Consider the following 25053-nt stretch of genomic DNA (forward strand, 5'->3'; position numbering starts at 1 on the left):
CACCAAGGCGACGATCGACAGCATCACCGGCACTTCGACCAGCACGCCCACGACTGTCGCTAGCGCGGCGCCGGAACTGAGGCCAAAGAGGCTGATGGCGGCGGCCACAGCCAGTTCGAAGAAGTTGGAGGCACCGATCAGTGCCGAAGGGCCGGCGACACACCACGCCACGCCGAAACGGCGGCTGAGCCAATAGGCGATGCCGGCGTTGAGATAGACCTGAAACAGGATCGGGACGGCAATCAGCGCAATCACCAGCGGCTGCCGAATGATCTGCTCGCCCTGGAAGCCGAACAGCAGCACCAGCGTCAGCAGCAGGCTGGCAAGGCTGATCGGGCCGATGGCGGACAGGAAATGCTGAAGGCGCTGCTCACCCCCGCAAAGGAGGGCTCGGCGGAGCAGTTGCGAGATGACCACTGGGGCGACGATATAGAGCCCCACCGACAGTGCCAACGTGCTCCACGGCACGGTGATCGATGCCACGCCGAGCAATACGCCCACGAGCGGAGCGAAGGCGAAGACCATGATCAGGTCGTTCAGCGCCACCTGGCTCAAGGTGTAGTTCGGCTCGCCCTCGACGAGGTTGGACCAGACGAAGACCATGGCTGTGCACGGCGCTGCAGCCAGTAGGATCAGCCCGGCAATGTAGGACGACGATGCACCTTCAGGCAGTATCGGCGCGAACAGATAGCCGAGAAAGAACGTGCCGAGCAGCGCCATCGAGAATGGCTTGATCGCCCAGTTCACTACGAGGGTGACGCCGATACCGCGCCAGTGCTGCCGAAGGCTATGGAGCGCGCCGAAATCGACCCGCAGCAGCATCGGAATGATCATCAGCCAGATCAGCCCCGCCACCACGAGGTTGACGTTGGCGATCTCCAGCGCTGCGATCGCCTCGAAGGCACCGGGGAGCAAATGGCCGAGACCGATCCCGATCACGATGCACAGGGCGACCCACAGCGAGAGATAACGTTCGAACAACGACATGGTCGTCAGTCCTGCCCGGAAACGACAGGCGCAGTCGCAGTGCCCGCGCCTAAGGCGAACTGCATGTAGACCGTGTCGAGCCAGCGGCCGGCCTTCCAGCCCATGCCGGTCAGGCGGCCGACTTGTTTAAAGCCACAAGTGGCGTGCAGAGCCACGGACATCGGTTCACCGCCGCCGATGACGGCGACCATCTGCCGGAACCCGTGAGCCTCAGCGGCTTCCAGCAAGGCCTTGAGGAGCAGCTTGCCGATGCCCCCGCCGCGCCGGTCTTGCGCGACGTAGATGCTATTCTCGCAGGCATAGGCGTAGGCCGGTCTATCCCGGAACTGCGTGGCGTAGGCATAGCCGACCACTTCGCCGCCATCGCAGGCGACAAGGAACGGCCAGCGTCGGTCGGACACCGTCAAGATTTTCTCGACGGTCTCGTCCTCGGTCGGCGGCACGACTTCGTAGGTCGCCGTGCCGTGCAAGACATGATGCGCGTAGATAGCGGCGATGGCACCAGCATCGCCGATCGTTGCGCTGCGAACCGAAAGGGTCATCGCCGGGTCGCTTCGACGACTTCGCCGTCTTCCTTGACGAAAGTGGCGCGCTGTTCTGTGGGCAGCAGGTCCAGCACTGCTTCGGAAGGACGGCAGAGCTTCACGCCTAGCGGCGACACCACAAGCGGCCGGTTGATGAGGATGGGATGTTCTATCATCGCGTCGACCAATGCCTCGTCCGTCAAGGTCTCGTTTCCGAGGCCGAGTTCGGCATAAGGCGTACCCTTCTCGCGCAGCAGGGCGCGCGGGGTGATGCCGGCCCGCGCGATGAGTTCCACCAGCAGCGCGCGACTTGGCGGCGTCTTTAGGCACTCGACGACATGAGGCTCTATGCCCGCATTGCGGATCATGGCCAGGGCATTACGAGAGGTCCCGCAAAGCGGGTTATGGTAGATCACGATATCGGTCATTGTTGCCTCTTCAGCAGCAGGTAAGTTCGGCCAGAAGCGGCTCGCACAGTTCGGCGCGCCCCTGGCAGCAATCCTTGGCCAGATAGACCATCAGTCCGCGCAGCGCGTCGAGATTGGCACGCTGGATTTGTTGGCGGCCACGCTTCTCGGAAAGCACCAGTCCGGCCTTCGCCATCACGGCCAGATGGGTCGAAAACGTGCTCTGGGTCAGCCCCGATGCCTCGACCAGTTCGCCGGTCGACAGACCTTCAGGCTCGTGCCGGATCAACAGGCGAAAAGCATCGAGCCGCGTCGGATGGCCGAGAGCGGAGAGAATCGAGAGTGCATCGTTGGTGTCCATGCATCGGGTTTATCCGATGCAATCAAGTCGGTCAACAAAATATCGGCTATTTCCGATGTGTGAATGCTGGGAAGGAGTGGCAGACTCGGGTAAGTCTGCGATCTGAAGCTCCTTTTCAGAATCGCCCAGATTCATGTGAACTGCCGCGCGGCACTGCGCCCATTTCCGTCATAGGCGGTGCGCAGCCGCGCTCCCGAAACGGGAATGGCAAGATTGATTTTAATCAGAAAAGCTTGCCCAGCTTGTAGGCCGGTGTAGCAAGGGCGACCATCATCACAGGCCGCACCGCCACGGTCATCAAATCTGCTAGCTGGGTCACCGCTCACTCGCTTGGATACGATAATCTTCTCGCGCAGCAATGGCAGCACTTCGAAATGACCTCAATGGGACGCTTACGATCCGGCAGCCTTTCGGCGCGCGAGGGTGGGAAGTGAGTAGCCCCTAGACCGTATGTTCGCGCGGTGAAGTTGGCCCGCCCTCGGAGTAAGCAGGAACCGGAGGTTACGCCGGACGGGCCGGCGCCTATCCCCATGCTTAGGCGAGGGCGAACCATGCACGAGTATAACGAACTCTTTATCGGACTCGATACATCGAAAGCGAAGATTTCGGTTGCGGTCGCGGAAAAGGAGCGGAACGGCGAAGTGCGTTTCTTTGGCGAAATCTCAGCCGAACCGACATCGGTTGCATCGATGGTAGCCAAGTTGGCAAAGCGCAGGGCCACTCTTCACTTCTGTTATGAGGCTGGCCCGGCCGGGTACGACCTTTATCGTCAGATCATTGGGCTGGGGGCATGAGTGCCAGGTCGTTGCGCCATCCCTTATTCCCAAGCGTCCGGGCGATCGTGTGAAGACCAATCGGCGCGATGCAGTCAGCCTGGCACGGCTGCATCGCGCCGGAGAGCTGACCGCGATGTGGGTTCCGGACGAAGCCCATGAAGCTGTGCGAGACCTTGTCCGCGCTCGTGAGTGCGCCCACGACGCGCTGAAGAAAGCCCGTCAGCAGCTCCAGTCATTCCTGTTGCGCCATGGCCGGATTTATCCGGGGCGCTCGCCTTGGACACGAGCCCATTTTCGATGGCTGGCGGCGCAGAGCTTCACCCATCCCGCCCATCACATAGTCTTCGCCGAATATATCCAGGCCATCGAGGATGCGGCCATCCGTGAAGACCGGCTGACCAAACAAGTCGCGGAAGTAGTTACGTCCTGGTCCATGGCGCCTGTCGTGGAGGCCTATCAGGCAATGCGCGGAATTGCGTTCATCGCCGCGGTCACCTTTGTCGTGGAAATTGGCGACGTACGACGCTTCGAAACGGCGCCGCAGTTGATGGCATATCTCGGGCTTGTTCCATCCGAGAGTTCAACAGGCGAGCGGGTGAAGCGCGGCGGCATCACCAAGGCCGGCAATAGGCGAGCCAGCCGAGTGCTAATCGAAGGTGCATGGACTTATCGCTATCCCGCTCGGGTGAGCCAGACGATTCAAGCCCGATTGGACGGGCTACCGCGCTCAGTCCGCGAGATTGCATGGAAAGCCCAGATCCGGCTTTGTGCACGCTATCGAAGGCTGATCGCTACCGGCAAGCTCAAGACCGTCGCGGTAGCGGCGATTGCGCGGGAAATGGCTGCCTTCCTCTGGGCAATCGGGCAGGAAGTCTCTCCCACTGTTCGGGCATAAAGGCTCTTCCTCGGTAAATCGCCACGAGAAAGGAGCAATACAGAACCAGCGTCATCATCTGCTTGATGTGCAAAGTTGGGAGCAGGGCCCCGGTGGGGAATCCTCGTGAAAACTAAGTGGCGGACAATAACGTCTACGCCCGACCCTAGGCAGAGGCAGCCCCAGACGAACATACGGATATGCGGTAGCCAACCCGCGCATAAGAGTATGTCAACCGTCGTCGAAAGCCCTGCTCCCTACTCTGTACATCAGCTCCCACACCTTTGACTTCGTCATCTCAGGCGGAAAGGACCTCATCATGTCGAAGGCTCTCGAAATCGAACATCAGAGTTTTCTAGACGCCTTCTGCTTTCAGAATCTGCTGCCTTTCGAATTGGGCGGGAGACAGCATCCCGTTGACCAACTTGCGCACCGGGTGGAACAAAATTACGCACCGCGAATTACCTTCGAACCACTTGGGAGGAGGTTTTCATGGTAGACACGCGGTATGATCACACCGGCCGTAAAGGTGTAAACGTATGGGTTTGGGTAGCATTGATTGCCATTGTAATCGTAGGCCTGCTTTTTGCGACCGGGTTTTGGAGTGCTGATGTGAAGGAAGGGGATCTCCCCGAAGTCAGCGTTAAAGGCGGCGAGCTCCCCAAGGTGGATGTGGACAGTAAAGAAGTCGTGGTTGGCACGAAGAAGGAAACGATTGACGTTCCGACCGTCGATGTTAAGAACAACGGCGAAGATTAATCCATTTTTTCTTTGCGCGCGAAGGGCCTCCTGTTTCTACAGGAGGCCTTTGTAATTTTATGACAGGTAAACGTTCAGCCTATCTGCCTACAGTAACACTACTGGTAGGCCGAACGTGCCTGCGCCCGGCGCATGCGCTTTTGTTTGCGAACACCAAACCGACACCTCCCACGTGCGACCCGACAAGGTTTGAACACATCGCAAACTGGAAGAACAAGCAGGCAAAATAGCCATTTCCGTATACGACATTCGCTGTAGCCAAGGTGATCCGAGTTGCCGGCGAAGCCATGTACCATTCTGGCGCGCGGGGAAGGCGAGATGGACCTGCGTGTTCACCCTATTCCATTGATCCGTGGTATCCCTAGCGGTCCCACCCACCTAACCCGACACAGCCGCCAGAGCGACGGCGTCGGAAGGAAGTTGGTGGTGCATGCGAGACAACACCTTGATGTCGGCCGCAGCTGTGGCCGGTATGATTTCAGGCCCGTTCCGGCTGTTGATCTATGAAAAGGCCTATTGCCGTCGGCCTCAAAGGCGGAAAGGATGGTCCTTGCACGAGGAAGCGCTTACGGCCTCGCTACGCTAGCTTCTGACAGATTTTCAAGCCTCGAGCTGAATCGCGTCTGCCTATGGTTCTTTCCTCGCCGTGAAGCGTTGAAGCTTGTGAATGTCGCCCCGATAGCGGGGGGCTTCAATAGGAGAGCAACCATGGCTGCTACCAAGACCGCTACGAAGCCAGCTTCAAAACCTGCTGCGAAATCGACCAAATCCTCAGGCACCAACAAGACCCGCCCGGCCTCCAAGACCGCGCGAAAAACAGCTCGCGCGGCCGCCAAGCCCGCTGATGCGATTAAGCTGCTCAAGGACGATCACCAGGAAGTGAACGGCTATTTCAAGCAGTATGAAACGCTCGAGGATAACGCGGAGAAGCAAGCGTTAGCCGATAAGATCTGCATCGCCCTGACCGTCCACGCCCAGATCGAGGAGGAAATATTTTATCCCGCCGCTCGTGCAGCGATCGACGACGATGATCTTCTCGATGAAGCTGAGGTCGAGCACGCCTCGGCGAAACAGTTAATCGCAGAGATCCAGGCAATGAAAGCTGGCGACCGGCTGTTTGACGCCAAAGTAACCGTGCTCGGCGAGTATATCGATCATCATGTCGAGGAAGAAGAGAAAGAAATGTTTCCGGAGAGCCGGGATAGCGATCTCGACCTCAAGGAGCTTGGGCTGCAGCTGGCCGAGCGCAAGGCGCAGCTCATGGCCGAGCTGGGACAATAGGGTCTTTGCCGTCCGGTGGTGAGCCTGGAGGAACCGAGGGTATGATCGACTGTCTCGTGGTCGGCGGTGGCCCCGCAGGCCTTACTGCGGCAATTTACCTGGCCAGATATCACCTCTCGGTCACCGTGGTGGATGAAGGGCGAAGCCGGGCGGCACAAATTCCCCTAACGCGAAATTATGCCGGTTTTCCCGAAGGAATATCCGGCGAAGACTTGCTGGCGCGGATGCGCCAGCAAGCTCTGCTTTACGGTGCACGCACGGAGAGCGGCAGGGTCCGAAGGTTGGAGCAAGCGGCCGACTATTTCTTAGCAATTGTCGACGGAGCCATTCTCTGCGCACGGTCGGTTCTGCTGGCAACGGGGGTTATCAATCGCCGCCCGCCGATGATCGACCCAGAAACGCATGACCGCGCAGTCGAGCGCGGGGTTCTGCGATATTGCCCCGTATGCGATGGATACGAAGCAACCGATCAACGCATTGCGGTCTTTGGCTCAGGCGAGCGGGCGCTTGCCGAAGCAGTTTTCCTGCGCGGCTTTAGCCGCGATGTGACCCTGATCGCCGATGATCCGGACTTCGACTGGAGCACACACGAGCACCAGAGCCTTGCAGACGCCAGGATCACGCTGATTAGGAAGATGCATACCCTAAAGGTGAAAGAGCAGGGCATCGCTGTTGAAACTCCTGATGGCACGTCAGTGTTCGATACCCTCTATCCAGCCTTGGGCTCGACCATCAACTCGCAGCTCGCCCAGTGCGTCGGCGCGAATCTCTCGGACGAAGGGTGCTTAATTGTAGATTCCCATCAACGAACTAATGTCCGTGGCCTTTATGCGGCCGGCGATGTCGTCCTCGGCCTGGACCAAATTAGCCACGCCATGGGCGAAGGGGGAGTTGCGGCAACGACCATACGAAATGATTTAGCTCTTGGAGCTGGGCAATTTCGATAGCCGCCGACGGCGGGGGCTGGGCAAGTCAGCCGATAAATCGAACGCTGGAGCGGGGTGGTTCGCAGCCGCTCGCCGTTCCTAGCTGACTTTACCGTAAGCGCTAGCCTTCGATCAGATCCCTTAACGGCGCCAATCACGTGCATCACGAACGGCTTAGTCAGGACATGCATGCCCGGTTCCAGGCGCCGATCGCTCAGCGCCCCATTCCAGCACATCTGCGCAATCAGGGCGGCGCTACGGCTGCCATTGCTTACAGCGCCTGCACCCGAGCGTATGCGCCGATCGCCGTTCCGCTGATTTAGGAAGAATAAAACGAACTGGAAAAAGCCATCCCATTGGCACATCTTTCACGGCGCTGAGATGCTGAAGCGCGTCTCATCAAAGAATCTTGCCCACTGGGGCCGTGCCGATCAGGTCATGCCGGATCTGTAGGAACCAAGGGTTACCGCACGCTCAACCCACTTAAAAAAAAGGCCGACAAAGCCGGCCTTGAAGTTTGGGAGAGGATGCCTGAAAGGCGTGGCCATATTGCACCTGCGAACATCATTGTGCAAGTGCAAGATTTCACACGCGCAACGCCAGTTGGTCGCCGCGATCTTTCCCAAGAGCCTGTCAAGGACCGTACCTTCTACCAGGATCTGCATCTGGCGGGCGAGGCGGACGGAGGGCGGCTGACATGGCTGGTCGGCGCGGAAGGCCTGATCCAGCGCGACACGTACCGCCGTACGGCAGCGACGTCGCCCTGCGTGTTCCACCTCGGCAGCAGCCTGTGCACCGGCACCCCGACCGAGCCGGTGTGCATCAAACCGCTCCCGACATCGACCAATTGCCCCACGCCCTTTCCGAACGCTTTCGGCACTGACAACAACACCCGCCAGCGCGTGAACTCTTTCGCGGCCTATGCTTCGCTTCAATATACCCTGGGGCCCGTCACTCTTTCCGGCGAAGGTCGTTTCACGCATGACTACAAGCGCTCTGCGCTGACGGTCTATTCGCTTTACACGAACCGGATCGTCGGCACGCCGACGGCATTCTCGTTCAAGGCCGACCAGCCGACCTGCACCTTCACGGCCAGCTACAAGACGTCCGATGCCTCTCGCATGCTCCTCTATGCGAAAATCGGCACCGGCTACCGGGCGGGCGCCGTCAACAACGGCACGTACAACGCGGCCGCACCCAATCCTTTTGTCGATACCTACGACAACGAAAACACGGTGAGCTACGAGACCGGGGTGAAGTCCAGCATCCTCGATACCGTCTTTCTCCGTGCTTCTGCCTACCTGTCGCGAACCACCGATGCCATAACCAGCATCAACGACGGATGCACCGTCACCAATGCCTGCGGCACGGCGCCGCAATTCTTCAACGTGAACGGCGGGACGATCCATGCGCGCGGCTTCGAGGTTGCTTTGGACGGGCGCTCCGATGTCGGCTCCGGCCGGCTCTCGATCGGTCTCAACGCGGCCAATCAGCGCGCCCGCTTCCATGATGTTCTCACCGGGATTTCGGGGCTGCCGGTGCAGGGCTCCACAGTGGCGCAGATCCCCGACTGGACGATGTCCGCCAGCGTCGATTTCAGGCAGCCGGTCACCGATAAGGTGAAGAGCTTCGTCAATCTGAGCTATTCGGGCCAGCGCGGGGGCGGTCAGGACACGGCGACGATCGCGACGCCTTATAGCCCGATGTCTGACTTCGACAATTTCAACGCGCGTGCCGGGCTGGATCTGGGCGATGTCCAGGTCGCATTGTTCGTGCGCAACCTGACTGACCAGCAAGTGGAGGTCCTGAAGTTCCAACAAGGCGGTTATCCGCTGTCGGTTCGTTACAACAAGCCGCGCACATTCGGCGGCAGCGTCAGCTATCGCTGGTAATCCGAGGACAGATACGATGCACGAAACCGACAGGCGAAGCTTTCTTTCGGCAAGCGCAGCACTTTCCCTTGCCGCTTCCACGTCACCGGCTCTCGCTGCGCCACCCCTATCGCAGGAAAGCAGAGTCGCAGCGGATCTGGAACGATACATCGGCTTCGGCAGCAAACAGGCAGGCGGACGCGGCGATCTCGGTTGCGGTGAATGGATGCTGTCCGAACTCGCAGAGCTCGGCTTCGCAATCGAACGGCAGAGTTTGTCAGTTCCTTATTTCGAAGCACAGCGCAGCGAACTCGTTTGCGGCGAAGCGAGGGCTGCAGTATGGCCGCAACCGATCGTCACGCCGACGGGGGCCGAAGGGATCACCGGCAGGCTGGTACGTGTGGATACCGAAGGGCGACCGTTCGGCGCCCTTAAAGGGGCGATCGCACTTGTCGAACTGCCTTTCGGCCGCTGGTCCACGGCGCTCGCCAAGCCCGTAATCACGCCCGTCAGGGCCGCCTTCGCCGCCGGGGCTGTGGTTGTAGTCGCGATCACCAGCGGCCCCACCAGCAAAGTGATCGCCCTCAACGCCGATGGTCGCAAGCCCATGTTCGCAGGATCCGTCGCCCTGATCGCGCCGGAAGACGCAAGCAGTTTTCTGGACGCTGCGCGCACAGGTGCAAACGCAACGCTATTCATGACAGGGACCGGCGGACAGCGCCCTACGTTCAACTTCATCGGGCGCCTCGATCGTGGCAAGCCGCAGTGGCTTGCCGTCTCCACACCCCGCTCGGGCTGGTACGGTTGCGCAGGGGAACGGGGGCCCGGCGTTGCCGCCTGGCTTTGGCTGGCCCGCTGGGCGAGTGCGGTGGTCAAGGACTACAACTTGGCATTTGTCTGCAACAGCGGCCATGAGTATGAAAATCTCGGTGCGCTGGAATCGCTGAAAGCCCTTGCCCCGAAGCCCGAGGTCACGAAGCTGTGGCTCCACCTTGGCGCAAACGTCGCGGCCCAGGACTGGCACGAAGGGACCGGCCGCCCCCTGCCGAGCGTCGATCCCCAGCGGTATCTCTCCGTGAGCCATTCTTTGCTTCCGCTCGCCCGCACTGCTTTCGCAGGCCTTGCCGGCCCGGAAACCCCTTATAGCAGCGACTTTTTGTCAGCAGGAGAACTAAGCGAGGTTATCGCGGCGGGGTACGGAACCGTGGCCGGTGTATTCGGCACCCATCGCTATCATCACGTCGCGGGAGGCGATGCGCGATGTGTGGCGGCTCACAATGTTGCTGCAACTGCAATGGCATTTCAGGGCTTACTGACGCAGGCGACATGAAGCTGAATGAATTGTATGACCACGGTTGATTGACGCAATCGCCCCTAATGCGACAGCGGACCGTCTGCATCTCGACAGTGAGGATTTGCCATTGAATGTCTCACAAGGGTCGGTTTCACCGTTGGGGGGTGCCGGAACCTGGGACAGAGCTGTCGTTCCCACCATGATCGGCAGATGTCGCCTACCGGCCAGGAGTCGACACCCGCAGGATTAGCCGTCCCATTGACCAGCCTGGGGAGGAGCGCCCGGGGGGCGACCCGAGGCCGACAACTCTCGCACGATCTCGGCGACTAGCCCTCTCAACCAGCGATGAGCCGGATCCTGTCGGTATCGCACATGCCAGGCCATCTCGACCGGGAACGTGCCCAGATCTACCGGTGCAGGAAGTATCTTAAGGCGATGATCCTGTTGCAGCCGCCTGCAGATCAGAGATGGAAGCGTTGCACAGTAGTCGGTGACGGCCACCAACTCGGCGACCGCGAAGAAGTTGGTCACCGAGATCGCCACCTCACGCTTGAGCTCCTGCTGCGCGAGCGCCTGGAACAGCCGCCCTGGCGGTATGATGTTGACGTGCTTGAGCGCCTCGAACTGCACGCGGGTCATCGCATCGCCGACGGTAGGATGGTCCGCCCGCACAGCACAGGCGAGGCTTTCGTCCATCAAGTGCTGGACGACGAGATTGTCGGGCGGATCGACGATGCGACCGAGTACCAGCGCGGTGGTGCCCGAGACGACGCCGGTCTCGACCAGATCGTTGCCATAAGGCGTCAGCCGAAGCTTGATGCCGGGCGCGACCTGCTGAAGCCGGGCAACGATAGCGGGGAAGAGCACGAACTCGACGTAGCCGTTGGGCGCTATCGTGAAGACCCGATCCGCCTTGGCGGGATCGAAGCCCTGCTGGCCCAGCACCGTATCATCGAGCTTCGCTAGCGCCTCGGCAATCGCAGGCGCAAGTTCCAGTGCGACGGCAGTGGGCTGAATCCCGTACCGTTCGCGGATGAAAAGTTGATCCTGCAGCATCAGGCGCAGCCGCGAGAGCGCGTTGGATAGCGCCGGTTGCGTCATCCCGACGCGCTCGGCCGCGCGCGTCACGCTGCGTTCCTCCATCAGGGCGACGAAGATCGGGAGCAGGTTGAGGTCGTATCGCATACAGACATGCTCTAGAGCGTATATCTGAAATCAAGACAATAAACTTCTGGAATATGTTGGAATGGGCCACTTTCCATTGGTCCGCAACGAATGCGGTGAGACAATGGAGGCTCAGATGACCAATACGAAAGTGCTCTTCCTCGGATCCAACGCCACGCAGATCGAACTGCGCGGCGGCGGCTCGGCCACGATCGGCCAGTACCTGAACGAGACGGTGGTGCCCGCAATGGCGCTGATCGACGCCGGCTACGATGTCGTGCTCGCCACGCCCGAAGGCACCAAGCCGCACATCGACGAAGCATCGGATACGGTGCAGCATTTCGGGGGCGACCAAGCCGCCTATGAGCGCGGCCGGCACTTCTTTGCCGAGCACCCGGCCATGAAGGAGGTTCGCACCTTTGCCTCGGTTATCGAGCAGGGTCTGGACAAGTTTGCAGGCGTGTTCGTCCCCGGCGGCCATGCTCCTGCGGTCGACGTAATGCAGAGCAGCGAGGCGGGCGCCATCCTGCGCCACTTCCATGCGGCGGCCAAGCCGACCGGTCTGCTCTGCCATGGCCCTGTCGCGGTCGTTGCCGGCCTGGCCGACCCGGCAGCGTACCGGGCGGCCCTGATCGAGGGCGACGACGCCAAGGCGGCCGATCTTGCCAAGGACTGGATCTATGCAGGCTACCGCATGACGGTATTCTCGGAGAGTGAGGAAAAGATCGCCGAAGAGCACCTGCTGAAGGGTGAACTGTACTTCGACATGCCCAAAGCCCTGCGGCTTGCAGGCGGCGAGGTTTCGGCCGCCACTGAAGATTTCGCCGCCAACGTGGTCGTCGATCGCGAACTGATCACCGGCCAGAACCCGGCCTCCGATCACGCGGTCGCGAAGGCCATGATCGCGGCGCTCGGCGGCCCGCAGACGGCGGCATGAGCACGCGCATGACAGGTGGCGCGCTGCGGATGCGCGCCACCAGGCCCACCCATTCATCAAGGATTACCCCTATGACCAACCCTGTGAAGATCGTTGCCGTACTGACCGCCCGTGCTGGCGCGGCCGATCAGCTCCGTACCCTGCTCGACGGCATGCTCGTCCCGAGCCGGGCGGAAGCGGGCAACTTGCGCTATGATCTCTGGCAGGATCAGAGCGATCCCACGCGCTTCGTGCTGGACGAGCTCTACACCAACTCTGACGCGGTCGCCGCGCACCGCGCGACCCCGCACTTCCAGGCCTATCTCGCCGCGATCGGCGATCTTGCCGAGCGCACTGCGTTCGTGCTCGATCCCGTTTCGGCCTGAGGAGGTCGCGATGTGCAACCCGAAGCACTGGATCGACCCCGCGCTCCTCGCGTAGCCCTTCTACGCAGAGGAAATCCAGATGATCGAATTTCTGACGCAGACTGCCGCCGGATCGCGGTCAGCGATCAGACCTATTATCTCTTCCGGTTGGCGCTGGGCAGCCCGCATGAATCGAGCGCTGAACATGCGACCCACAGCTCAAGAAAAGAGGTGAGCCCGATCAGCTGGTGGATTGCCTCGATGGCTTTCGGTCTGTTTCGGCCAGACACACCATGCTGCGATTTACGCCCCGCAGCCAAGTACACCTCTGCGGGGACTCCTTTATCACGAGAGTAGCTGCGGACCGGGTTCGACACCGGCTGGCAAACGCCCCCACGCGTTCACCCCCTCCGTTTTAGGCTCTGAGGGCGCGTCCCTCCGCGCTGCCGCAGCCTCGCTGCGTACCACTTATCGTCGCGGGAGATGAAATGCGCAAAATTGCCAGCGAGTGGCAGCCAAACGGGTCACCACCGTGCGCGATTGTGCCCAAGTCCGCTTTCTTTTGGTGGCTCCGGGCGGATCGGCTGGACAACTGGCGCAAGGTAACGAAGTGGCTCCTCCGCCCGGAAGCTCCCGCTCCACATGGGTGACGCCGCAGCGCGGGGTGGCGCTGCGGCGTCAGAGAGGTAGCTGCGGGCGGGGCTCGACACCGACTGTCACGGAAGCCTTCCTCCCTCTGGCCCGTCCGCTGAAGCGGTTCCAAGAGCGGGCATGCCCGTCCGTGCAGCCACAGCAGAAGGAAAGGTATCACGGATCAATACCGTAACAACGCCCCTTGCAGCATGTTAATCAGGTATCGTCTCCAGAGACGCGACGGTGATCATCTCTCTCCCGGTTCACCGTACCGGGCCGCCCTTCCCGCGAGGGGCGGCCTCTTTCGCTTTGGGTCAAAGCGCGACCACGCCGACAAGCAACACGCAGCAGCCAAGCACTGCCAAAAGGTTCCGCACCCGACGACTGAGCAAACCATCCGCGAGAATTCCAGTGGCTGTCAAGCCTACCCCCACGAAGATAGACGCGACTAGCGCGTGAGGATTGCTACCCTCCATCTTGCCGCTCCTGATTTTCCGTTGTCGGTCCTGTTCACACCAGGAACAAAATGCCGCATACTGCCAAACAGGCGGCACTCGCAATACGGAGCAGGTTGATTATTTCGGGCGGCACCTCGCCATCGCTTACAATCGCGACCGCACCTGAGCAAATTCCGACGGTGCCGACCGCCAAGGCCGCCCATTGCGAGACAATGCCTAAGTCCACGTCAACGTGCGGACCGCGCCGCGGCCCAACTTCCAAACTATCACTTGCGACTCCGAGGCGACGCCCTGCGTTCAAGCGCGGGCTGCCTTGTGTAGTCATTAGTTGGAAGGCGGGTTCCTCTGCCATAACCTAGATCATGCTACCTCATCCGGATGTCGTCCGAGGGACACAACGGTGATCATCCCCCCGGATCATCGTACAGAGGCCGTCCTTCCTTCGAGGGGCGGGCATCTTCTCATTTCTGGTCAGGCCGTCAGCCGCGCCGCGGACGGCGGACCGATCCCATTTCACCTCCCTCAACTGGTTCGCTCTTCGTCAGGTCGATGATGGGAATCGGCACCATCTCCTCACTGGTCATATGCCGCTCGATCACACACTCTGCGTGGGCATGCTCGGCCTCGAGAGCCTCGAGCGTCAGCTCCAGCTGATCGGGCTGAAGAGCAAGGCGGTCCGACGGCTCACCGAACTTCATGCGCCGGAGGCGGGCCAGCTGGACCTTGAACTTCTCGATCTGCAGCGCCGTCAGCCTGATCGATTTCTGGGTAGTCTGAAGCTTCTCGCGGGTCTCGTCATGGGCCGCCCGTTCGGCTTCCAGCACCTGCTCTGAAGCTGCCAGACGCGCGCGCATCGCCTCAGCAAAAGCGCGCAGTTCTGCGAGATCAGTAGGGAGTTCGAGATCGCCGGGAAACACGCTTCCCGATAGCAGAATCCGGACTCCCGCCAAGCAGACAGCCCGGAATAAATACGCCTATTATCGCGTCAAAGTTGTACCGGTAGACGGGGCGGATCAGGGGCCACCGTGCTCCGCCAATCCATTGCTTCGATCAGCAACGCGAACTGTGCTGGGGTCAGCACGACACCGCCCTAATGTGCGGCGGCCAGACGAAACGGCGCACTATTGCGACCCGCGGAGAAATTGTGATCGCGCTTAATCAAATCTGAAGTCGGAGATTGGCCAGAGTCTTGAAGGGGGGGGCTGCGGGGTCATGTGGAGGTACTGAGGATTAAATTGGGCGATCTGGCGTAAGCCGGGCATATCCAGCACGCAGAGGAATGGCCGAGTTTCGACAAATCCTATTTCGCGCAGGTTGCGGAGCGTTCGGTTCACATGGACTGCAGTAAGACCTGTGGCATCTGCAATTTCTTCTTGGATCATATCGGTGACGGCGGCATGACCATGTTGCCGGGCGAGTCCATGACCAGCGTCGAACATCGCCTGTCGGACAAGATTGTCGTCTATGACCGGAACGACCTGTACAACAGTGGGCTGCATGCCCTCCAAGCTCCTGATCGCTGCCGGCAATGCGGCTCAGTCGGTTCGGCATGCCTCAATATTCGGTGTGGAAGCGGAACCGCTGGTACGCGGCAAGGCAGTGATGAACCGTTTGCGAGAAACGCGCGACGGATTCATTGCTGCAGTATAGCAGTCAATGGACGAGATCCCGAGCGCTATCAAAGTGAAGGCGCGCGCCGCGTTCGACGGGCCGACCACGCTCCGCCTCGGCGACGGAACGATCGTCCGGGCTAAAGCGGTCGTCATCGCAACCGGCGCGATGCCTTCAATCCCTGATCCGCTGCGCCCTCTGGGTGATCGCGTGCTGACCAACGAGACACTGTTCGACCTGCCTGACCTGCCTCATTCGGTCGGCGTGGTCGGCGCAGGCCCGCTGGGTCTGGAACTCGCGCAGGCGCTTTCGCGCCTCGGGGTCGATGTCATGGTGTTTGATGAAGGCGATAAGTTGGCAGGCCTTGCCGATGAACCTGTCGCGCAAAGCCTGCGAGCCGCGCTCGAGCGGGAATTTCCGATCCATGTTGGGGTCAAGGTCGAGGCCGAACTGGATGGTGAGGCTGTCCGCGTGCGCTGGTCGGGTGCGAGCAAAGGAGAAGGGCGCTTCACTTATCTGCTCGCCGCAGCAGGAAGACCGCCCAACCTTGCGGGGCTCGACCTTGAGCGGACCGGGCTGACCCTCGACGAGCACGGCATGCCCGATGTCGACCCCGAAAGCCTGCAATGCGGGCAGGCGCCGATATTCATGGCGGGCGATGCCGATCATGACCGCCCTGTGCTGCACGAGGCGCAAGCGGAAGGGACTATCGCGGGGCGCAACGCGGCTCGCTATCCGGAGGTCGCACCTTCCCGGCGGATGACGCCTCTCTCCATCATGTTTACCGATCCGAACATGGCGATCGTTGGAACGCTCCCCGGCAAGGAAGATGCCGCGTTATGCGGCACCGCGAGTTATGACGATCAAGGACGGGCCAAGATGTTCACGACGAACATTGGTCGCGTCCATATTTACGCTGAGGCCGAAAAAGGCCACCTTCTTTCGGCGGTGATGGTTGGTCCGGCTGTCGAGCACGGCGCGCACCTTCTGGCGCACGCCATTCAACGAAAGCTGACCGCGAGCGAGCTGCTCGATATGCCTTTCTATCATCCGACATATGAAGAGGGACTGCAACCTGCACTGCGAGAGATTTGCAAGCGTGTCAGCGATCCCGAACCCACCGATCGTGAGGATGGGTTCATGCCCGGGAGCTGAACCGTTTTGCAGATAACCGGCGGGCTTATGCAGGCTCATGCCTGCAACGCGACACGCAATATAGCGTTCTATCGATGCTGAAGGAGAGACGAAATGGCAGATAATAAAGATATGCGTGGACCGCAGGACCGAACCCGGATCGCAATGGGCGAAGACTATGAAGTCGACTATTGGACAGATAAGTTCGGCGTGTCGCGCGAAGCGCTGCAGCGCGCCGTCGATACTGTCGGTAACAGTGCGGACGCCGTCGAACGGCATCTCAAAAGTTCCTGAACCGCGTAGCGGCCTGACGGCCCCGTGAGTGAGGAGCTGGATCGCGACGATGCTCTGCGCGAAATGGCGCAACATCGCGGTTTCAAGCTGCTGAAATCCCGCCGACGCAAGCCCGGCGTCGGAGATTTCGGGCGGTTTGGTCTGAGCGACGCTGCGGGCAAACCGCTCATGGGTGTCGGGCCAGATGGCCTGACCGCTTCGCCGGACGAAATTGAAGCCTATCTTCGCACAGGCGCGCTCGAGAGCTGGAAAGCCTCCGCCAAGGCAGCGCCCGACGCGCCGAAAAAATCCAGGACAGCTGCCGTCGCCGATGACAGCAAGAGGAAGGGTGAGACCGAAGCAGCAGCTGCCGGCACGAACCTCACCGCTGGCCGGAAGGCGCGCCAAACGGGAAAAAGAGAGCTACCCGATCGTCGGCGCAGCGCTGGCACGACCGACGATCCGTCTGAAAAGTTCAGTCCTCAAGTCGCGAAGGAAAAACGCGCGCAGTCCACCGAGCCTGAGCCGCCACCGCCACCACCGGCGACGCTCACGATCAGAAAACACAAAAAAGAGGACGTCGCTGTCATCGCTCGCTTGCTTGGAGAGTTACCTGGCGTCGATCGAACAGCGCAGGACGTTGCTGTTGCTATCGCGGCGGCTCGCAAGGCGGGAGGTGGTTTGCTGGTCGCTGATCAAGGCGGCCTGATCGGCTGCATCGCCTGGGTGATTGTGCCCACCATGCACCGCAGCGCGATTGGACGGATAATCACCCTCATTGTGACCGCCAAGAAGCGGCGCAAAGGCATCGGTCGCAAGCTCGTTGCAGGAGCGCTGGGGGCGCTTGCGCACGCCGGTTGCGAAGAAGTCGAGGCGATGAGCGACATAGACATTCGTAACGCCCATGGCTTCTTTCGGAGTCTTGATTTTGCGCAGACCAGCTATCGTTTCACGCGATCGACGACATTACAGGGAACGTAGGCGCTTGCCGGGAATTTCTCGCTCGAGCACGAGAGGAAGTTTTCCATGGCAGCACGCCCCTATTGGAGAGGTCAGATCCGTCTGGCCCTGGTCTCGATCCCGGTGGAGGTCTATTCGGCGACCAAAAGCGGCGCGACAATCGCCTTCAATCAGATCCACGAGCCTTCCGGCAAGCGCATCAAATATGAGAAGGTCGTGCCGGGCATCGGCCCTGTCGATGTCGATGAGATCGTCAAGGGCTTCGAATACTCCAAGGGTGAATATGTCCTTCTCGATGAGAAGGAAATCGAAGGGGTCAAGCTCGAGAGCAAGAAGACGCTCGAACTCACCCAGTTCGTCGATGCGCACGACATCGACATGATTTATTTCGAGAAGCCCTATTATGTGGTGCCGGCCGACGATCTTGCCGAAGAGGCGTTCATCGTGCTGCGCGAGGCGCTTCGGCGCAGCCGCAAGATCGGGCTTGGGCAACTTGCCATGCGCGGACGAGAATATGTCGTCTCGGTCAAGGCGTGCGGTCGCGGAATGGTGATGGAGACGCTTCGATACGCCGACGAGGTCAACAAGGCGGCAAGCTATTTTCGCGATATTGGCGACAGCGATCCCGATGAGGAATTGCTCGATCTTGCCACCACGTTGATCGACAAGAAGACCGGCAAGTTTGACGCAACCGAGTTTCACGACCGCTACGTCGATGCATTGAAAGATCTCATCGAGCGCAAAAAGAAGGGCAAGACCCTCAACATCGACGATGAGGATAAAGGCACCGGCGATCCCCGCGGCAGCAACGTCGTTGATCTCATGGCAGCCCTCAAAAATTCGCTTGGTACAGGTGGAAAGACCGGCGGCAACCGAAGTGGCGGCTCGAAAGCCGCGGCAAAGGCGCCCGCCAAAAAGGTGCCTGCAAAGAAGGCTGCGGCAAAAGCTCCAGCGCGCAAGCGGGCCTAAAAGTGGCGGGACCAACGAATGACGTGCTGAGCCCTGAAGATAGCAACGCCGCCTTCGCCGAGGGCGCCATCACGCTTTGGGCCAACTTCCTTACCTTGATGGGGACGCATATGCTCGATGGTGGCACGCCGCGAGACGAGGTGCTCGAAATGCTGACGATGCTGCACGAAACCAATGAGGAAACGATCTCATCGCCTCGCGCGCGTGCCAGCGCCTCGCGGCATCTGATGGCAGTTTACCGCGCACTCGCTGAAGCGTAGATATCATAGGTCGGGCAGCACCTGATCGGCCCGACCCCAGTTTTTGAGATCTTTGGAACCCGCACGTTTCACCAATGCGGCGCCGTCGCCGATATGCCAGTGCGAAGGCTTGTCGAGATCGCGAAGTTCTTCCCAGCTGAGTGGGACAGCCACGGGCGCGAATTCGCGCGACCGGGCGCTATACGGCATTACGGCCGTGGCCCCGCGCTGGTTGCGCAGATAATCGACGAATATCTTGCCTGACCGTCGCGCCTTGGCGAGCGCTGCCGTAAAACGATCGGGCTCGCTCTGGGCCAGAGCCAGTGCGAAGCGGTGCGCGAAATCCTTGACCTGCGGCCATTCGGCCTGAGGTGTGAGGGGCGCGATGACATGAACGCCCTTGCCGCCGGTCACCATCGGAAACGTCGCCAGACCCATTTGCGCCAGGAGATCCTGAACGTGGAACGCGGCGGAAACCACGTCCTTGAAATCGAGGCCTTCATCGGGATCGAGATCAAAGACGAGCCGGTCGGCCTTCTCGACATCCTCGATACGCGCACCCCAGCCATGAAATTCGATCGTACCCATTTGTACGCAGGTCAGGAGACCGGCTGCGGAATCGACGAAGAGATAGGACTCGTCATGGCCGTCCTTCTCCCTGATCGCGACATGCTTCACATCCTCGCCGAAGCTCCCTGCGTCATGCTTTTGAAAGAAGCACTTTTTGGCGCGGCCCTGTGGACAGCGAACGAGGCTGATCGGTCGGCTGCCAGCCCAAGGCAGCATGATGGAGGCGACAATCTCATAATAGTCGGCGAGCTGGCCTTTCGTGAGCTTGCCTTCAGGGAAGATCACCCGTTCGCGATTGCTGATTTTAACGCCTGACGCCGCGCGCGCCTTTGCAGCGACCTTCTCGACCGGCTGCTCGGTCTCGATCACAACGGCTTCGGGTTTCTTGTCCTGGCGAAGCCCGAGATAGCTCGGGTGTCGAAGGACACCTTCGTCGGTGAACTCGATATAGGCGATCTCGGCGACGAGCTTGGGTTTGATCCAATGCGCGCCGCGAACCGCTGTACGCGGCGCTTCGACGGTCGGAGCCTTTACCTCGAGCGGCGCCATCAAGGTCATAAGCCGCTCGATCTCATCACCGGTAAAGCCCGTGCCGGCCTTGCCTGCGTAACGCAGCTTGCCGTTCTCGTTGACCCCGAGAAGTAGCGAGCGAAAGCCGCGTTGTTTGACAGAGGGCGTCCAGCCGACGATGACGAACTCCTGACGACGTATGCACTTGGTTTTGAGCCAGGTGCCACTGCGCGACCCGCTATATCTGGCATCAGCGCGCTTGGAGATCACGCCTTCGAGCCCTGCCCCGCAGAAGCTATCGAACAATTCCTCGCCGCGCCCGACGATGTGATCGGAATAGCGGAAGTGGGCCGATCCATTGCCGATGAGGGCCGCCAGCCGCTCCTTGCGTTCCAGAAGTGGCTTGCTGGTCAGGTCCTCACCATCGAGGGCGAGAAGATCAAACGCGTAATAGAGAATTTTCCCCGGATCTCCTTTGAGGGCTGCCTGCAGCGCCTGGAAGCTCGTCTTGCCTTGGGCATCTACGACCACCGCCTCGCCGTCGATGAGGGCCGAGCCGGCGTGGAGGGCGACCGCGTCGCTAATGATCGACGCAAAACGATCCGACCAGTCGAGGCCAGACCGGGTATAGGCGCGGCCTTCGCCGCCCCCAACCGCGATTAGCGTCCGATAGCCATCAAGTTTTATCTCATGGAGCCAACGGTCGCCGGGAGGAACATGATCGACAAGGGTTGCGAGCTGGACTGGCTCGAAAGGTGGGGGAGCGCTCAACCCACGAGATCCGCGGGCCGCCCTTTTGCGTGGCTTTGCTACGGGCGTTTCCGCCTTGGTCGCGATGGCCTTTGCAGCCTTAGCAGCGGCACCGGTCGCGATTTCCGCCATGGTGCGGCCGCTTGTGATGCTGGTAAGATGGGTGCCGACAAGATCGTCGGAGCCGCCGGCATAGTCATCGGCAATCTTACGGAGCAGCCAATTCTCACCCTTCTCCTTGCCGCGGGGCTTCAGCCGGATCATCAGCCACTCCCCCTTCATCCGGTGGCCGTGAAGAAAAAAGTGCAGGTGACCTTCGGCAAGCGTCTTGGCCGGGTCTTTGCCTGGCACCGGCTCCCAGGTCCCATTGTCCCAGAGCATGACCGTCCCGCCGCCATATTGGCCTTTGGGTATCGTGCCTTCAAAGCGTGCATAATCGAGCGGATGATCCTCGGTGCGAACCGCAAGTCGCTTGTCGTCGGGATCCAGGCTTGGCCCCCGTGTCACGGCCCAGCTTTTCAGCGTGCCGCCGAGCTCGAGACGAAAATCATAGTGGAGCCGGGTTGCATCATGCTTCTGTACGACAAACCCGTTGCCGCTGGTGGTCGAAGTGCGGCCCGAAGGTTCGGCCGTTTTTTTGAAGTCGCGCTTGGAGCGATACCGCGCCAGGCCTTCAAGCGATTTGACTTCGGTCGCTGGCGCCTTGCGTGGCATCGTGACGTCCTTGCTGATCGATGAATAATTCGTTCGGAGGGTTAGTCGTTCCCGCAACAGGGGCTTCGTCTTGCGGTCGTGAACGGTGAGGGGACTTCCGCGTTTAGTCTTTCATGGAGACGCTGCTGCCCAATCGAGATTCGCTTTCATGCTCGGCTGACATGGCACCCCACGCCCGCGCACGGGCGCAATGGAGATTGGGTCGTCCCGGCCGCCTCTTGGCTGCGACCATCCCACCGCTTGTTCTGCCCGAAGTCGATCGAACATGAAGGTCGCCACCTACAATGTGAACGGCGTAAATGGCCGGCTGCCTGTTCTGCTGCGATGGCTTGAGGACTCCGAGCCTGATGTGGTTGTGCTGCAGGAATTGAAAGCCCCGCAAGAGCGCTTTCCCGAAAGTGCGATCGGCGCCCTTGGCTATGACGTGATCTGGCATGGCCAGAAATCCTGGAACGGCGTCGCTCTGCTGAGCCGGGTCGGTGAGATCCATGAGACACGGCGCGGACTCCCCCAAGATCCCGACCCCAGCCAGAGCCGCTACATCGAGGCGGCGGTAAACGGCATCCTGATAGGCGGGCTCTATCTACCAAATGGCAATCCGCGTCCCGGTCCCAAGTTCGACTACAAGCTCACCTGGTTCGACAGGCTGATCGATCATGCCGGCGAGCTGCTCGAGACCGGATTGCCGGTGATGCTGGCAGGAGATTTCAATGTCATGCCGACTAACCTCGACGTCTACAAACCCGAGCGTTGGCTGGGCGACGCGCTTTTCGCACCCGAGGTGAAGGCGGCCTATTTTCAGCTGCTCGACCAGGGATGGACTGATGCGTTGCGGACGCTGCATCCAGGCGAGGTCATCTTCACTTTCTGGGATTATTTTCGAAACGCCTATGGACGCAATGCAGGCTTGCGGATCGATCATCTGCTGCTGAGCCCCGGGCTTGCCGACCGGCTCGTCGATGCGCAGGTCGATGCCTATGTGCGGGGCTGGGAGAAGACCAGCGACCATGCGCCGGTCTGGATCGAGCTTGCCGATAAGCCGAAGCGAAAACGTGTGAAGAAGGACGCAACCTGATGGAGACCGAAAGCTTCCTGCTCGACGAGAACGGTTGGGTGCCGAATAATGCGCGGCTGCCGGTCGTCATCTACCGCGGCGTGCTGGCGAGCGAGGGCAATGATCTGGCCGAGCGGTTCGAGGCGCTGTTCGCTGACCATGGCTGGCCGCCCGACTGGCGCGACGGCGTGTTCGACTATCACCATTATCATTCGACCGCGCATGAAGCGCTCGGCGTCTTTGCTGGGACCGCGATGCTCGAACTTGGAGGGCCAGGCGGAAGGCGGGTCGAGGTAGCGGTCGGCGATGCCTTGATGTTGCCTGCCGGCACCGGCCACCGCTGCGTCAGTGCGAGCGAGGATTTCCAGGTGGTCGGAGCGTATCCGGCAAAGATGAGCTGGGATATCTGCCGCGAGGCGCCCGGCGATGCCGCGCGGGCGCGGATGGCGGCCTTGCCCGATCCGCGTCGCGACCCCGTCACCGGAGAAACTGGGGCGCGAACCGGGGCATGAAAATCAGTCGCGGCCGAGCTCGGCTTTCAGCGCATCGATCCGTGGCGACGCCTCAGCCTTGGTTAGGTCTTCAGGGGGGAGCTGCTCGCCGGCTTCTTCGCTCAGCGTCGTCAGATAGCTCGCTTGCGCGCCCGTCATCGGCTCATCGCCCGAGACCCAGTTTTCCGGTGCCTTCTCAGTGTTCGATCCGGGATGCTCATCAAGCTTGGGATTGTGCAGCTGTCCGGTCATGGGACTCTCCTCGTTCATGGTTCGTTCTTAAGAACGGCGGCACATGCGACCGGTTCCCTGATGGCAACGGTGATGGTCTGATAATTCGAGATCGCGGGTGGATGCGATCCGTCGGCGATCCAGCCTCGGCCGAGAACGTGGGAGCGCGGCGATGAAGGACACTGGCCTTGTCGCTGCGACGGAATTCCTGCGCCATCCCTCAATGGTCGGCTCGGCTTTTCCCGCGACCGCGCGCATGGTTCGCCATATGCTGGCGCCGGTCGACTGGTCGAAGGTGAGTGTCGCTGTCGAATATGGCCCGGGCAGCGGCAGGTTCACCTTCGCCATGCTGGAGCGCATGCGCCCGGACGCCAGACTGCTTGCGATCGAGACCGGCGAGGCGTTCGTTGAAAAGCTGCGTGCGGCGACCGACGATCCGCGCCTGATCGTCGTCCATGGGTCGGCGGGCGATGTGACGCGGCATCTGGCTGACCATGATCTGCAAGCGGCGGATCTGATCTTGAGCGGGCTGCCCTTCTCGACGCTTGAACCCAAGGAGGCCGAAACGATCATGGTCGCCACAGCCTCGGCGCTCGCGCCATCTGGCATGTTCGCCGCCTACCAGATGCGAACTGCCGTGCGGCTGCTGATCGAGCGCAATTTCGCATCGCTGCGGCAAGGCTATGAATGGTGGAACATCCCACCTTGCCATCTTTACTGGGCGATGAACTCGCGACGCGATGTGACAGGGGACGCGGCTCAGAGCCATGAGGAGGGTTCATGAGCACGACGGGCTGGGAACTCGATGTCGTCGACCGGTCCGCATTGCTTGCGCGGCTGATTCCTATTTTCTCTGATGTGATCGCCGACCATGTGACGCTGGCGGCGAGCGTTTCGGAAGATGCCGTGCCTCCCGGATCGGTAGAGGCGATGATCATCGGACAGGCCGATGAGGGGCGGGGCGTGCAGGCGATCGTGGTCGCGATCGACGGCTCGCCTCGGCGGCCCGACCGCGGCACCTATCATATTACCTGGTCGCTCGACCGCGCCGCAGGCCGGGACGCGAAGGGAAGCAACGATGTGATCGCGCAGGGCTGGAAGATGCTGGCACAGCGCACCCCCCATCCGTTTGAATCCGGCGCGCTTTTAATTATCCATCTCGCGGCGCTCGGCCCATCCGATCGGCCACCGTTTTTGCGGTCATGCGCATAATGACGATCTAGTGGGAAGGACGACAACACCTCTCGCGGCGGCGGCAAAAGCCCATCGCGCTAAGCCATCCGGGCAGTGATGGCGCTACCGCGCCCAGTTAGGCAGGACTACATGTGGCGAAGGCGCGTCGCAGCCTTGTTGCCAGAGGCCTTGGAGATTGCAGTTGCGGTTCCGGATCAACCGCTTTCTGAGGTCGGTGACGGGCACTAACAGCTGGGCCGTGCGTTAAAGCGCAAGCAAATAGTTTGTCTTGCGACCTTATGCTATCCGACAGCAAAAAACTGACCGTTACCGCCAGCTTTGGGATCGCAGCGATGGGGCCGGCCATCTCGTCGGTGGAAGCGTGGCTCGCCGCTGCCGATAAACCGCTCTATGCAGCCAAAAGGCTAGGGCGAAATCGCACTGAGATAGCTGGCTAACGATGTTCACTGAGCTGGGCGTCGATCAAAGAAAGGCTGCGCGGCGGCCTGATTGCAGAGCCTATGAGAGAAGATTCATGAGAGGTTGGCCTGGTTTGATCGGGTGACGCGCGTTCGCAAGTGCAACAATCGGGAGGCTGCTTACCTTTCGGCAATTGAACGAGTGCTGTCGATCAGCGTACTTCCGGCGGGCTCTGGCGGAAGCCGCCCCCGTTCTCTCTCCGAGCCTTGATCGCGAAAGCCTCCGCAGGAATGACCGAGGTTGCGAAGGGTCGTCTAATTGCGCGTCATAGAGCAAGTCCTTTCTGTGCTTGGTTGAT

The 25053-nt window shown here is 60.7% G+C and carries 27 protein-coding genes and 1 pseudogene; 18 read left to right on the forward strand and 10 right to left on the reverse strand.

Annotation, left to right across the window (positions count from 1 at the left end; translation table 11 throughout):
* From arsB to RT424_RS09505, 4 genes are all read right to left on the reverse strand, one after another.
* Positions 1 to 987 (reverse strand): ACR3 family arsenite efflux transporter (gene arsB / locus RT424_RS09490; protein WP_313436868.1); only part of this gene is annotated, 987 nt, incomplete at its 3' end.
* Between the two features lie 5 nt (positions 988 to 992).
* Positions 993 to 1529, reverse strand: coding sequence for an N-acetyltransferase family protein (locus tag RT424_RS09495; RefSeq protein ID WP_313436871.1), 537 nt, complete (start codon positions 1527 to 1529; stop codon positions 993 to 995).
* Positions 1526 to 1939: an arsenate reductase (glutaredoxin) gene (gene arsC, locus RT424_RS09500; protein ID WP_313436873.1), complete on the reverse strand. Its 414-nt coding sequence runs from the start codon at positions 1937 to 1939 to the stop codon at positions 1526 to 1528. Before arsC ends, RT424_RS09495 begins: the two co-directional genes overlap by 4 nt.
* Before the next feature lie 10 nt (positions 1940 to 1949).
* Positions 1950 to 2279: a metalloregulator ArsR/SmtB family transcription factor gene (locus RT424_RS09505; RefSeq protein WP_313436876.1), complete on the reverse strand. Its 330-nt coding sequence runs from the start codon at positions 2277 to 2279 to the stop codon at positions 1950 to 1952.
* Positions 2280 to 2830: 551 nt separating this feature from the next.
* Between RT424_RS09505 and RT424_RS09510 the strand changes: the two are divergent.
* From RT424_RS09510 to RT424_RS09535, 6 genes and pseudogenes are all read left to right on the forward strand, one after another.
* Positions 2831 to 3950 (forward strand): annotated as a pseudogene (locus RT424_RS09510) (IS110 family transposase).
* Positions 3951 to 4421: 471 nt separating this feature from the next.
* Entirely contained in the window at positions 4422 to 4688 is a 267-nt protein-coding gene (locus RT424_RS09515) for a hypothetical protein (RefSeq protein WP_313436879.1), read from the forward strand.
* A 708-nt stretch (positions 4689 to 5396) separates the two neighbouring features.
* On the forward strand, positions 5397 to 5969 hold the full coding sequence (locus RT424_RS09520) for a hemerythrin domain-containing protein (protein WP_313436882.1): 573 nt from the start codon (positions 5397 to 5399) through the stop codon (positions 5967 to 5969).
* A gap of 41 nt (positions 5970 to 6010) precedes the next feature.
* On the forward strand, positions 6011 to 6916 hold the full coding sequence (locus RT424_RS09525; protein ID WP_313436883.1) for an NAD(P)/FAD-dependent oxidoreductase: 906 nt from the start codon (positions 6011 to 6013) through the stop codon (positions 6914 to 6916).
* Positions 6917 to 7470: 554 nt separating this feature from the next.
* Positions 7471 to 8787, forward strand: coding sequence for a TonB-dependent receptor (locus RT424_RS09530; RefSeq protein ID WP_313436886.1), 1317 nt, complete (start codon positions 7471 to 7473; stop codon positions 8785 to 8787).
* A gap of 16 nt (positions 8788 to 8803) precedes the next feature.
* Positions 8804 to 10096 (forward strand): hypothetical protein, encoded by a 1293-nt coding sequence (locus tag RT424_RS09535; protein WP_313436888.1) that lies wholly within the window; start codon positions 8804 to 8806, stop codon positions 10094 to 10096.
* Between the two features lie 210 nt (positions 10097 to 10306).
* Here RT424_RS09535 and RT424_RS09540 read toward each other — a convergent pair whose 3' ends face one another.
* Positions 10307 to 11245, reverse strand: a complete 939-nt coding sequence (locus RT424_RS09540) for a LysR family transcriptional regulator (RefSeq protein WP_313436891.1) — start codon at positions 11243 to 11245, stop codon at positions 10307 to 10309.
* 115 nt (positions 11246 to 11360) lie between these two features.
* Here RT424_RS09540 and RT424_RS09545 point away from each other — a divergent pair, with 115 nt between their 5' ends.
* A complete protein-coding gene (locus RT424_RS09545; protein WP_313436894.1) occupies positions 11361 to 12161 on the forward strand; it encodes a type 1 glutamine amidotransferase domain-containing protein in 801 nt (266 codons plus the stop codon).
* Positions 12162 to 12232: 71 nt separating this feature from the next.
* Positions 12233 to 12526: a putative quinol monooxygenase gene (locus RT424_RS09550; RefSeq protein ID WP_313436897.1), complete on the forward strand. Its 294-nt coding sequence runs from the start codon at positions 12233 to 12235 to the stop codon at positions 12524 to 12526.
* 1122 nt (positions 12527 to 13648) lie between these two features.
* On the opposite strand, the gene RT424_RS09555 is transcribed toward RT424_RS09550, so the two are convergent.
* From RT424_RS09555 to RT424_RS09565, 3 genes are all read right to left on the reverse strand, one after another.
* Positions 13649 to 13822, reverse strand: coding sequence for a hypothetical protein (locus RT424_RS09555; RefSeq protein WP_313436900.1), 174 nt, complete (start codon positions 13820 to 13822; stop codon positions 13649 to 13651).
* A gap of 253 nt (positions 13823 to 14075) precedes the next feature.
* Positions 14076 to 14513 (reverse strand): hypothetical protein, encoded by a 438-nt coding sequence (locus tag RT424_RS09560; protein WP_409521464.1) that lies wholly within the window; start codon positions 14511 to 14513, stop codon positions 14076 to 14078.
* Between the two features lie 237 nt (positions 14514 to 14750).
* Complete coding sequence (locus RT424_RS09565; RefSeq protein ID WP_313436903.1) at positions 14751 to 15095, reverse strand: helix-turn-helix domain-containing protein; 345 nt, start codon at positions 15093 to 15095, stop codon at positions 14751 to 14753.
* A gap of 157 nt (positions 15096 to 15252) precedes the next feature.
* On the opposite strand from RT424_RS09565, the gene RT424_RS09570 reads away from it, so the two are divergent.
* The 5 genes from RT424_RS09570 to RT424_RS09590 all read left to right on the forward strand — a co-directional run bounded on the left by RT424_RS09570 (position 15253) and on the right by RT424_RS09590 (position 18803).
* Positions 15253 to 16362: an FAD-dependent oxidoreductase gene (locus tag RT424_RS09570; RefSeq protein WP_313436905.1), complete on the forward strand. Its 1110-nt coding sequence runs from the start codon at positions 15253 to 15255 to the stop codon at positions 16360 to 16362.
* 93 nt (positions 16363 to 16455) lie between these two features.
* On the forward strand, positions 16456 to 16635 hold the full coding sequence (locus tag RT424_RS09575) for a DUF3606 domain-containing protein (protein ID WP_313436908.1): 180 nt from the start codon (positions 16456 to 16458) through the stop codon (positions 16633 to 16635).
* A gap of 24 nt (positions 16636 to 16659) precedes the next feature.
* Positions 16660 to 17595, forward strand: a complete 936-nt coding sequence (locus RT424_RS09580; protein ID WP_313436911.1) for a GNAT family N-acetyltransferase — start codon at positions 16660 to 16662, stop codon at positions 17593 to 17595.
* Positions 17596 to 17640: 45 nt separating this feature from the next.
* Entirely contained in the window at positions 17641 to 18543 is a 903-nt protein-coding gene (locus RT424_RS09585; RefSeq protein WP_313436914.1) for a Ku protein, read from the forward strand.
* A 23-nt stretch (positions 18544 to 18566) separates the two neighbouring features.
* Positions 18567 to 18803: a hypothetical protein gene (locus RT424_RS09590; RefSeq protein ID WP_313436917.1), complete on the forward strand. Its 237-nt coding sequence runs from the start codon at positions 18567 to 18569 to the stop codon at positions 18801 to 18803.
* Between the two features lie 3 nt (positions 18804 to 18806).
* Here RT424_RS09590 and ligD read toward each other — a convergent pair whose 3' ends face one another.
* Positions 18807 to 21326, reverse strand: coding sequence for a DNA ligase D (gene ligD / locus RT424_RS09595; protein WP_313436919.1), 2520 nt, complete (start codon positions 21324 to 21326; stop codon positions 18807 to 18809).
* Positions 21327 to 21591: 265 nt separating this feature from the next.
* Here ligD and xth point away from each other — a divergent pair, with 265 nt between their 5' ends.
* Positions 21592 to 22401, forward strand: coding sequence for an exodeoxyribonuclease III (xth, locus tag RT424_RS09600; RefSeq protein ID WP_313436922.1), 810 nt, complete (start codon positions 21592 to 21594; stop codon positions 22399 to 22401).
* A complete protein-coding gene (locus RT424_RS09605; protein ID WP_313436925.1) occupies positions 22401 to 22892 on the forward strand; it encodes a cupin domain-containing protein in 492 nt (163 codons plus the stop codon). Before xth ends, RT424_RS09605 begins: the two co-directional genes overlap by 1 nt.
* A 3-nt stretch (positions 22893 to 22895) precedes the next feature.
* On the opposite strand, the gene RT424_RS09610 is transcribed toward RT424_RS09605, so the two are convergent.
* On the reverse strand, positions 22896 to 23123 hold the full coding sequence (locus RT424_RS09610; protein WP_313436928.1) for a DUF3072 domain-containing protein: 228 nt from the start codon (positions 23121 to 23123) through the stop codon (positions 22896 to 22898).
* Positions 23124 to 23274: 151 nt separating this feature from the next.
* Here RT424_RS09610 and RT424_RS09615 point away from each other — a divergent pair, with 151 nt between their 5' ends.
* From RT424_RS09615 to RT424_RS09625, 3 genes are all read left to right on the forward strand, one after another.
* The gene (locus RT424_RS09615) at positions 23275 to 23886 is read left to right on the forward strand and encodes a class I SAM-dependent methyltransferase (protein WP_313436931.1); all 612 of its coding nucleotides are present in this window, start codon (positions 23275 to 23277) and stop codon (positions 23884 to 23886) included.
* Positions 23883 to 24314 carry a hypothetical protein gene (locus RT424_RS09620; protein ID WP_313436933.1) on the forward strand — a complete coding sequence of 144 codons (432 nt, stop codon included), beginning with the start codon at positions 23883 to 23885 and terminating at the stop codon, positions 24312 to 24314. The genes RT424_RS09615 and RT424_RS09620 overlap by 4 nt, the downstream gene beginning before the upstream one ends.
* 260 nt (positions 24315 to 24574) lie before the next feature.
* Positions 24575 to 24733, forward strand: a complete 159-nt coding sequence (locus RT424_RS09625; protein ID WP_313436936.1) for a diguanylate cyclase domain-containing protein — start codon at positions 24575 to 24577, stop codon at positions 24731 to 24733.
* The last annotated feature ends 320 nt before the right edge of the window (positions 24734 to 25053 follow it).

Origin of the sequence: Novosphingobium sp. (genome assembly GCF_032093395.1) — a bacterium.
In the GTDB taxonomy this organism is placed as follows: Bacteria; Pseudomonadota; Alphaproteobacteria; order Sphingomonadales; family Sphingomonadaceae; genus Novosphingobium.